At 66.3% G+C, this 8,578-nt stretch carries 8 protein-coding genes and 1 pseudogene; 7 read left to right on the top strand and 2 right to left on the bottom strand.

Going from position 1 to position 8,578, the window contains the following annotated elements:
* Positions 1 to 21 precede the first annotated feature (21 nt).
* From paoA to paoC, 3 genes are read left to right on the top strand one after another with little or no spacing between them, the layout of a single operon-like run.
* Entirely contained in the window at positions 22 to 681 is a 660-nt protein-coding gene (paoA, locus tag ACQ4WP_RS08280) for an aldehyde dehydrogenase iron-sulfur subunit PaoA (RefSeq protein ID WP_436519527.1), read from the top strand.
* Entirely contained in the window at positions 678 to 1,637 is a 960-nt protein-coding gene (locus ACQ4WP_RS08275; RefSeq protein ID WP_436519526.1) for an FAD binding domain-containing protein, read from the top strand. The genes paoA and ACQ4WP_RS08275 overlap by 4 nt, the downstream gene beginning before the upstream one ends.
* A 4-nt stretch (positions 1,638 to 1,641) precedes the next feature.
* A complete protein-coding gene (paoC, locus tag ACQ4WP_RS08270) occupies positions 1,642 to 3,852 on the top strand; it encodes an aldehyde oxidoreductase molybdenum-binding subunit PaoC (protein ID WP_436519525.1) in 2,211 nt (736 codons plus the stop codon).
* 34 nt (positions 3,853 to 3,886) lie between these two features.
* Here paoC and ACQ4WP_RS08265 read toward each other — a convergent pair whose 3' ends face one another.
* A complete protein-coding gene (locus ACQ4WP_RS08265; RefSeq protein WP_436519524.1) occupies positions 3,887 to 4,441 on the bottom strand; it encodes a hypothetical protein in 555 nt (184 codons plus the stop codon).
* Between the two features lie 340 nt (positions 4,442 to 4,781).
* On the opposite strand from ACQ4WP_RS08265, the gene ACQ4WP_RS08260 reads away from it, so the two are divergent.
* Positions 4,782 to 5,768, top strand: a complete 987-nt coding sequence (locus tag ACQ4WP_RS08260; protein WP_436519523.1) for a magnesium and cobalt transport protein CorA — start codon at positions 4,782 to 4,784, stop codon at positions 5,766 to 5,768.
* A gap of 9 nt (positions 5,769 to 5,777) precedes the next feature.
* Here the strand turns inward: ACQ4WP_RS08260 and ACQ4WP_RS08255 are convergent.
* A pseudogene (locus ACQ4WP_RS08255) lies at positions 5,778 to 6,107 on the bottom strand (alpha/beta hydrolase); the annotation flags it as partial.
* Positions 6,108 to 6,235: 128 nt separating this feature from the next.
* On the opposite strand from ACQ4WP_RS08255, the gene ACQ4WP_RS08250 reads away from it, so the two are divergent.
* The 3 genes from ACQ4WP_RS08250 to ACQ4WP_RS08240 are packed head-to-tail and all read left to right on the top strand — an operon-like array spanning position 6,236 to position 8,464.
* Positions 6,236 to 6,970: an STN domain-containing protein gene (locus ACQ4WP_RS08250; RefSeq protein WP_436519522.1), complete on the top strand. Its 735-nt coding sequence runs from the start codon at positions 6,236 to 6,238 to the stop codon at positions 6,968 to 6,970.
* Positions 6,960 to 7,502 (top strand): RNA polymerase sigma factor, encoded by a 543-nt coding sequence (locus tag ACQ4WP_RS08245; protein WP_071077582.1) that lies wholly within the window; start codon positions 6,960 to 6,962, stop codon positions 7,500 to 7,502. The genes ACQ4WP_RS08250 and ACQ4WP_RS08245 overlap by 11 nt, the downstream gene beginning before the upstream one ends.
* A 14-nt stretch (positions 7,503 to 7,516) precedes the next feature.
* A complete protein-coding gene (locus ACQ4WP_RS08240; RefSeq protein ID WP_436519521.1) occupies positions 7,517 to 8,464 on the top strand; it encodes a FecR family protein in 948 nt (315 codons plus the stop codon).
* The last annotated feature ends 114 nt before the right edge of the window (positions 8,465 to 8,578 follow it).

The following is an 8,578-nucleotide window of genomic DNA, read 5'->3' as shown; positions in this document are numbered from 1 at the left end:
ACAGCCAGGAGGAAGCGCGAGATGACAGATTGCAATCACATCAATGCCGGCAGGCGCGGCTTGCTGATCGCCGGCGCACTGTCGGCCACGGCGGTGGCAGTGCCCTGCGTGGCGGGAGCGGCGGAAGTGGTGACTGCGGCCAGCCAGGCCGGCGCCTCCCCGCCGTCCGTGCTGATGAACGTCAGCCTGGAAGTCAACGGCCGGCGCCACAGCCTGGAACTCGACACGCGCACCACCTTGCTCGACGCCTTGCGCGAACACCTGCACCTGACGGGCACAAAAAAAGGCTGCGACCACGGCCAGTGCGGCGCCTGCACCGTCATGCTCGACGGTCAGCGCATCAATGCCTGCCTGACCCTGGCCGTGATGCATGATGGCGCCCGCGTCACCACCATCGAGGGACTGGGCACGCCCGATAAACTGCACCCGATGCAGGCTGCCTTCATCGCGCATGACGGTTATCAGTGCGGCTACTGTACCCCGGGGCAAATCTGCTCGGCCGTCGCCGCGCTGGCAGAGATCCGCCAGGGCATCCCCAGCCACGTCAGCACTGACTTGAACGCGCCGCCGCAAGCGACGCCGGAAGAATTGCGCGAGCGCATGAGCGGCAACATTTGCCGCTGCGGTGCGTGCTCCAACATCATCGAGGCGATTTCCGAGGTGGCGGGGAGGCCGGCATGAGAGTGTTCAGCTACCAGAAGGCGGCCACACCCGCCGAAGCGGCGGCCGCAGCCTTGCGCACGCCAGGCGCCAAGTTCATCGCCGGCGGCACGAATCTGCTCGATCTGATGAAGCTGGAGATCGAAACCCCCGCGCATCTGATCGACGTCAATGGCCTCGCGCTGGATAAAGTGGAAGCAACAAAGGATGGCGGCTTGCGCATCGGCGCCCTCGTGCGCAACACGGCGCTGGCGGCGCACGCCACGGTGCGGCGCGATTACGCGGTGCTGTCGCGCGCCTTGCTGGCCGGAGCTTCGGCGCAATTGCGCAACAAGGCGACGACGGCCGGCAACTTGCTGCAGCGCACGCGCTGCCCGTATTTCTATGACACGAACCAGGCCTGCAACAAGCGCGTGGCGGGCAGCGGCTGTTCCGCCATCGGCGGCTTCAGCCGGCCCCTGGCCATCCTGGGCGGCAGCGATGCCTGCATCGCCACGCATCCCAGCGACATGGCCGTGGCCATGCGCGTGCTCGACGCCGCCATCGACACGGTGCGGGCCGACGGCAGCACGCGCACTATCCCCATCGCCGACTTTTACCGCTTGCCGGGCAACACGCCGCAGCTGGAAACGGTGCTGCAGCCGGGCGAACTGATCACCAGCGTGACCTTGCCCCCGCCCATCGGCGGCACGCACGTCTATCGCAAGGTGCGCGACCGCGCCTCGTATGCGTTTGCACTGGTGTCCGTCGCGGCGATTATCTTGCCCGATGGCACGGGCAGGCTGGCCCTGGGCGGCGTCGCGCCCCAGCCGTGGAGAGTGCTTGCCGCCGAGCAGGCGATACCCGATGGCGCCGCCGCCGTGAGCGAACGCCTGCTGGCCGGCGCGCATCCCACCGCCGACAACGCCTTCAAGGTGACCCTGGCGCAGCGCACGATGGCTGCCGTGATGGCTGAAGCACAAGCGAAGAAAGGCTAAGGCCATGAAATTTTCCACACCCGCGACGACCAACCCCATCGACCAGCTGAAAGTCGTGGGCCGTCCCACGGACCGCATCGACGGGCCCCTGAAAACCACGGGCACGGCGCCGTACGCGTATGAACAAAACAAAGCCGCGCCACACGCCGCCTACGGTCATGTCGTCGGCGCGGCGATCGCCAAGGGTCGTATCGCCTCGCTTGATATCGGCGCGGCGCGGCGCGCGCCGGGCGTGCTGGCCGTGGTGACGGCGGAATCGGCGGGAAAATTAGGCAAAGGAAAGATGAACACGGCCAACCTGCTGGGCGGCCCCGAGATCCAGCATTACCACCAGGCCATCGCGCTGGTGGTGGCGGAAACCTTCGAGCAAGCCCGCTCGGCCGCACAGTTGCTCGACGTTAAGTATGTCGAGCAGCAGGGCGCGTTCGACCTGGCCAAGGCCAAGGGCAGCGCCACCAAGCCGAAGGACGGCAAGCCCGACAGCAAGACGGGCAACTTCGCGCTCGCCTATGCGAATGCCCCCGTGCGCCTGGACGCGGCCTATACGACGCCTGACCAGTCGCACGCCATGATGGAGCCGCACGCCTCGATTGCCGCCTGGGAGGGCGACAAGGTGACGGTCTGGACGGCGAACCAGATGGTGGACTGGTGCCGTGGCGACCTGGCCCGCACCCTGGGTCTGCCGAAAGACCAGGTGCGCGTCGTCTCGCCCTACATCGGCGGCGGCTTCGGCGGCAAGCTGTTCGTGCGCGCGGAAGCCTTGCTGGCGGCGCTGGGCGCGCGCGCCGCGCAGCGCCCCGTCAAGGTGGCCCTGACGCGGCCCTTGATGTTCAACAACACCACGCACCGGCCCGCCACCATCCAGCGCCTGCGCATCGGCGCCACGCGCGACGGCAAGATCACGGCCATCGGCCACGAATCGTGGTCCGGCGACCTCAAAGGCGGGTCGCCGGAAACGGCCGTGATGCAGACGCGGCTGCTGTACGCAGGGCCGAACCGCATGACGGCCATGCGCTTGGCCGTGCTCGATTTACCGGAAGGTAACTCCATGCGTGCGCCGGGCGAGGCGCCGGGGATGATGGCGCTGGAAATCGCCATGGACGAGATGGCGGAAAAGCTGAACATGGATCCCATCGTCTTGCGCATCCTGAACGATACGAAAGTGGACCCGGAAAAACCCGGTCGCCCGTTTTCCCAGCGCCGCCTGATCGACTGCCTGCGCACGGGCGCCGTGGAATTTGGCTGGAAGGAGCGCCAGGCGCAGCCCGGCATGCGGCGCGACGGCCGCTGGCTGCTGGGCATGGGCGTGGCGGCCGCCTTCCGCAACAACCTCGTCATGCAGTCCGCCGCCCGCGTGCGCCTCGATGGCAACGGCATCGTGACCGTGGAGACGGACATGACGGATATCGGCACGGGCAGCTACACGATCATCGCCCAGACGGCGGCAGAAATGCTGGGCGTGACCTTGAACAAGGTCGTCGTGCGCCTGGGCGACTCGGATTTTCCCGTCTCGGCCGGTTCGGGCGGGCAATGGGGCGGCAACAGTTCCACGGCCGGCGTGTACGCGGCCTGCGTGCGCCTGCGCCAGGCCGTTGCCGGCAAGCTGGGCTTTGATGAAAATCAAGCACGCTTTTCCGATGGGCAGGTGAGCCAGGGCGAGCGCAGCGTGCCGCTCGCTGCCGCCGCCTTCCATGGCGATGTCGTGGCCGAAGACCACATGGAATACGGCGACCTCGACAAAAAATTCCAGCAATCGACGTTTGGCGCGCATTTCGTCGAAGTGGGCGTGGACGCCGACACGGGCGAAGTGCGCGTGCGCCGCATGCTGGCCGTGTGCGCGGCGGGCCGCATCCTGAACCCGAAAGCGGCCCGCAGCCAGGTGATCGGCGCCATGACCATGGGCGTGGGCGCGGCCCTGATGGAAGAACTGGTGGTCGACCGGCGCCGCGGCTTCTTCGTCAACCACGACCTGGCCGGCTACGAAGTGCCCGTGCACGCCGACATCCCGCACCAGGACGTCATCTTCCTCGATGAAACGGACCCCATGTCCTCGCCCATGAAAGCGAAAGGGGTAGGGGAGCTGGGCATTTGCGGCGTGGCGGCCGCGATCGCCAATGCCGTGTATAACGCAACGGGCGTGCGCGTGCGCGACTATCCGGTGACGTTGGATAAGCTCATCGGCAAACTCGATGGCAAGGTGGCGGCGCAAGGCTGACAGGCGGCGCCATGTAGCATCACTGACCCAGGAATCACTTTTTAAAGACTAGCCAGGACCAGTTGTCTCCCGCCTGGCGATTCTGCAGCCGGATGGACGGCGCCTGTGCGTTCAGCATGACCTTGAGGTGCTGTGATAGCGCAAGGGCTATCGTTTCGCTGGCAGATACATCAAAGATGCGCCGCCTCCCGGAAGGCGGCAACTGGCTCAACGGCCACCACCTTGTGCCCCAAATTTGCCTGCCACGCCGCATCGACGCCTGTTCCGGCCCCGATGTCGAGCACGGCGCTTGCCCGCCCAGGCAGCAGTGCCCGGGACATTGCATGCATTCATGCGCTGCGAATGGCCGATGGAGCGGCAGGCATGGAAATCCTGGCTTTCCAGACGCCGAGTTCTTCATCCGTGAGGGGCGGCCCCCAGCCTCCACACAGTGGGCATCGTCCTGCACATAGCCGTCGAGCGCCGGCACGGCGACATCATGCTGCGCGCAGATGCGCAACACGGCTTCCAGCTGCCGTCCGGATGCCGGCAGGTCGTCGCCATGCCAGGTGCAGGCGCTCGTCTCCAGCTCATGCTCGACAAGTTTCATCAAGGTGCCCAGCAATTGTTGCGGGATGGCCAGCGCAGGTCTTCCGGCCAAGGGTCGCCCATGCCGCTCATCGCCAGGGACGCAAAGCCCCGTTCCCAGGCGGCAAACCACCAGGCGCGGGCTGCGCCACTTTCCACACGTGCCCGGTGAACGCGGAGAGCGCCGGATGGTCAATGGCGTGGCGCTGGCAAAACCGTTGCAGGCAAGTCACGGCGATGCATTGTTTCTCTTTTTACATTAGCTTGCCTGAATGTCAATGCGGCAGCGCCGCCGGCAGGGACATCCTGGTCTTTCCGCTATACTGGCACCCCGGCATTGCCGCCATTCGCTGAAAATCACCATGGACCTGAGTACCCACGCCGCCGTCGTCAATTGCGAAGCGTATCGCGATGGCAAGAAGATCTCCCATTTCGACATCGACAAGGTGGGCGACTTCCTCGGCGATCCTGATTGTTTCGTGTGGATAGGCCTGGCCGGCCCCGACCTCACCGCCATGCAGGCGCTGCAATCGGCGTTTGGCTTGCATGAACTGGCCGTCGAGGATGCGCAGGGCGCGCACGAGCGGCCCAAGCTGGAAGAGTACGGCGACACCCTCTTCATGGTGATGCACACAGCCACCCTGGACGGCGACGCCATCGTCTACGGCGAAACCCACGTCTTTCTCGGCCCCCGCTTCATCATCACGGTGCGCCATGGCGCCTCGGCCGGCTATGCGAAGTTGCGTGAGCGCAAGGAAAGCGTGCCCGAGAAACTCGCCAGCGGCCCCGGCTACGTGCTGTATTCCATCATCGACTTCATCGTCGACCAGTACCAGCCTTGCATCGACCATTTGCAGGCCAGGTTCCAGCACCATGAACTGCAGCTGTTCAAGCCCAGTCTGAGCGAAGACAAGCTGCAGGATTTCTACCAGCTCAAGACGGAGCTGCTGAAGCTGGACGCGGCCGTCAACCCGCTGCATGACATTTGCACCCAGCTGATCCGTTTCCATGGCGACATCGTGCCCAAGGAAAACCGCATCTATTACCGCGACATTCTCGACCACGTCAAACGGGTCACGCACACGGCCGGGCAGATGCGCGAACTGGTCAATTCGGCCATGCAGGTGGCGCTGGGGCAAATTTCGATCCGCCAGAACGAGGTCGTCAAGCGCCTGGCCGCCTGGGCCGCCATCCTGGCCGTGCCCACCATGGTCTTCAGCCTGTACGGCATGAACTTCGAATTCATGCCGGAACTGAAGTGGCGCGGCAGCTATCCGGCCGTGATCGTTGGCATTATCGCCGGCTGCTACTGGCTGCACCGGCGCCTGAAGCGCGAAGGCTGGCTGTAGCCAGCAGGCTTACCGGTCAGCCACCGCGCCAGTCGCTTCCAGTATCAGCGCCGCCACTTCCACGGGACGCGAGGCCAGCGAGGCGTGGCTGGCGTTCAGGGTGATGACTTTGCGCGCTTGCAGGCGCGCTGCCATGCGCTCCTGGTTGACGGGGGAAATCATGCGGTCGGCGCTGGAAATCTGGTACCAGCTGGGTTTATGCTTCCAGGCCGGGTCGCCGACGGTATCGCCGAAGGTGCTGGCCAGCGGCGCTTTCTGGATCACGCCCAGCACGGCGCCTTCTTCCGCATCGAGGTCCTGGCAAAAGCTGTCATGGTATTGCTCGGGCTTGACCCACAGAGCAGTTCGACGGCACGGATGGCGGCCAGTCCCGGCGTGTCACGATGGTGTCACTTTTGCCGTGTAGCCTGCTGCTGTCGATGGAGCATCCGTCGGCAATAGCCCCATTTCGAGAACAGGACGATAGCGTGATGACAGCAAGCCCGGCGTCGCTCAGTGTGCTGGCGCTGGCCGGATGCCTGCTGCTGGCCGGCTTCGCCGCGACAGGAACGGCGCACGCCGCGCCGCCGCTGTATGCGTTCCAGATTCCTGCCCAGCCGCTCGCCGACGCGCTCAGGGTGTATGGCCTGATCACGGGGATTTCCGTGCTGGCGCCCAGCGGCGCCCTGCGCCAGCGCTACAGCAGTGCCGTGCAAGGCAGCTTTCCGGCGCCGGAGGCGCTGCAACGCATGCTGTCAGGCACCGGCCTGCAGGCCCATTTTCCGGCGGCGAATGCCGCCATCATTCAGCTGCCTTCCGGCGATACCCCGGCTACGCCGCCACTGTCACCGGAAAGCGGTGCCATCGCCCTGGACGCCATCGATGCCGTGCATGCGGACGGTGCGGATTATGGCGCTTATGTCAGCGGCGTGCAGGCGCAATTGCTGCGCGTCCTGTGCCGCTCGGCCCTGACGCGCCCCGGCAGCTACCGTCTGGCGCTACGCTTGCGCATCGCCGCGTCGGGCAGCGTGGCGACGCTGAAACAGGCGGGCAGCACGGGACGCCCGGTGCGCGATGCCGTGATCTCGCGCAGCTTGCGTGCGCAGGTATTCGAGCCGCCGCCGCCGGCCATGCCGCAGCCGATCACCATTCTGCTGCGCCCGGATGACGCGGGCGACGCCTGCCAGCCGGCGCCCGCGGAGGACCAGGCTGATGCCCGATAGCTTGCGCGCGCGCCTGCGCGGCGTGCTGGTGACGCGCTATGGCCAGCTGCGCCGCAAGCTTGAATACATCGTCGGCACCGGGGAGCGCGCGAGCGATGCCCTGCAGGAGACCTGGCTGCGCCTGGAGTCGATGCCCGGCAATACAGCCGTGCGCAATCCCGACGCCTACCTGCTGCAGATGGCGGTTAACGTCGCCACCGACCAGTACCGCCGCGAACACCGGAAATTGAACGATGCCGATATTGACGCCCTGTTCGACGTGGAAGACGAACTGGCCGATCCCGAACGCATCGTCGCGGCGCGCAGCGAGATCATCGCCCTGGAAGCGGCGCTGCGCCAGCTGACGCCGCGCCAGCGCGAGATCCTGCTGGCGGCGCATATCGACGGTCAGCTCAATCGCGAGATCGCCGCGCGCCTGGATATTTCGCTGAGCCTGGTGGAAAAAGAGTTGCGGCACGCCCTGCGACATTGCCAGCAATACGTGGGCGCGCCGGCCGACATGGCCGCCCGCGGCGGCCCGCGCCGCTTCTGATACGATTCTTCATCATGACCCAACACAGCAACGACAGCGACGGCGATATCGAGGAACAGGCGAGGCAATGGCTGGTGCGCCTGCGCTCGGGCCGGGCGAGCGAGGCCGATGCGCAGGCATTCGCCCGCTGGCGCGCGCAAAGTCCCCGCCACGCCCGGGCGGCGCGGGAACTGGGACAGCTGTGGCGCGGCCTGCGCATGGCGGCGCCCGCGGTGGCGCGCGAGCAGGCCATGCGCGCACCGTCGCGCGGCCGGCGCGCCTTCCTGGGTAGCGCGCTGGCCACGGGCGTGGCGCTGCTGGCCTTGCGTCCGCCGCTGGCCCTGTGGCCGTCCGTGGGCGAACTGGCCGCCGACTATCGCACGGGCACGGGCGAGCAGCGCCAACTGGCGCTGGCCGGCGGCGCACAAGTGCGCATGAATACGCAGACACGCCTGAACCTGCGCGGCGCGGATGACGCCGCGTTCATCGAATTGCTGGCCGGTGAAGCGCAGATCGTGACGGGTGGCCGTGACGCGTGTACCGTGCTGGCCGGCGGCGCGCGGCTGCAGGCGCGCGCCGCCAGTTTCAACGTGCGCTGCCTTCCGGATGGTGATGTGGAATTGAGCTGCCTGGAAGGCCGGGTCGAGGTCGACCACCCGCAGCGGCGCACCACCTTGTCCGCGTCGCAGCAGTTGCGCTACGGCCCGGCCGTGCTGCGCCTGGCCGCGTCGGCCGATTCCAATGCCGTGCTGGCCTGGCGCCGCGGCCTGCTGCTGTTCAATGACACGCCGCTGGCGCAGGTGGTCGAGGAGCTCAACCGATACCGGCCCGGCAGGATCTTCCTGCAAAGCGAAGAGCTGGGCATGCGCCGCGTCCAGGCGCAGTTTTCCATCGATAAGCTCGATGTCGCCCTGGCGCTGATCCGCGACCTGTACGGCGCCCGGCTCACCTACTTGCCTGGCAATCTGGTCTTGCTCAGCTAGGCCCTGTCACACGCGCGCGCATCAAGCCGGGTGTGGACACAGCGTATCTCACCTTCAACTATGGGAACGCTCCCGGCGTTGCCTTCAATAGTGTTTCTGGAAAAAATAAATGCG

The sequence above is a fragment of the Janthinobacterium lyxosi genome, assembly GCF_051380665.1.
Lineage (GTDB): Bacteria > Pseudomonadota > Gammaproteobacteria > Burkholderiales > Burkholderiaceae_D > Janthinobacterium.
This window is presented reverse-complemented; position numbering and strand designations above follow the sequence as displayed.

Coding starts and splice junctions, on each gene's coding strand:
- paoA (WP_436519527.1), top strand. CDS start 22: ATGACAGATTGCAATCACATCAATGCCGGCAGGCGCGGCTTGCTGATC.
- ACQ4WP_RS08275 (WP_436519526.1), top strand. CDS start 678: ATGAGAGTGTTCAGCTACCAGAAGGCGGCCACACCCGCCGAAGCGGCG.
- paoC (WP_436519525.1), top strand. CDS start 1,642: ATGAAATTTTCCACACCCGCGACGACCAACCCCATCGACCAGCTGAAA.
- ACQ4WP_RS08265 (WP_436519524.1), bottom strand. CDS start 4,441: ATGAAACTTGTCGAGCATGAGCTGGAGACGAGCGCCTGCACCTGGCAT.
- ACQ4WP_RS08260 (WP_436519523.1), top strand. CDS start 4,782: ATGGACCTGAGTACCCACGCCGCCGTCGTCAATTGCGAAGCGTATCGC.
- ACQ4WP_RS08245 (WP_071077582.1), top strand. CDS start 6,960: ATGCCCGATAGCTTGCGCGCGCGCCTGCGCGGCGTGCTGGTGACGCGC.
- ACQ4WP_RS08240 (WP_436519521.1), top strand. CDS start 7,517: ATGACCCAACACAGCAACGACAGCGACGGCGATATCGAGGAACAGGCG.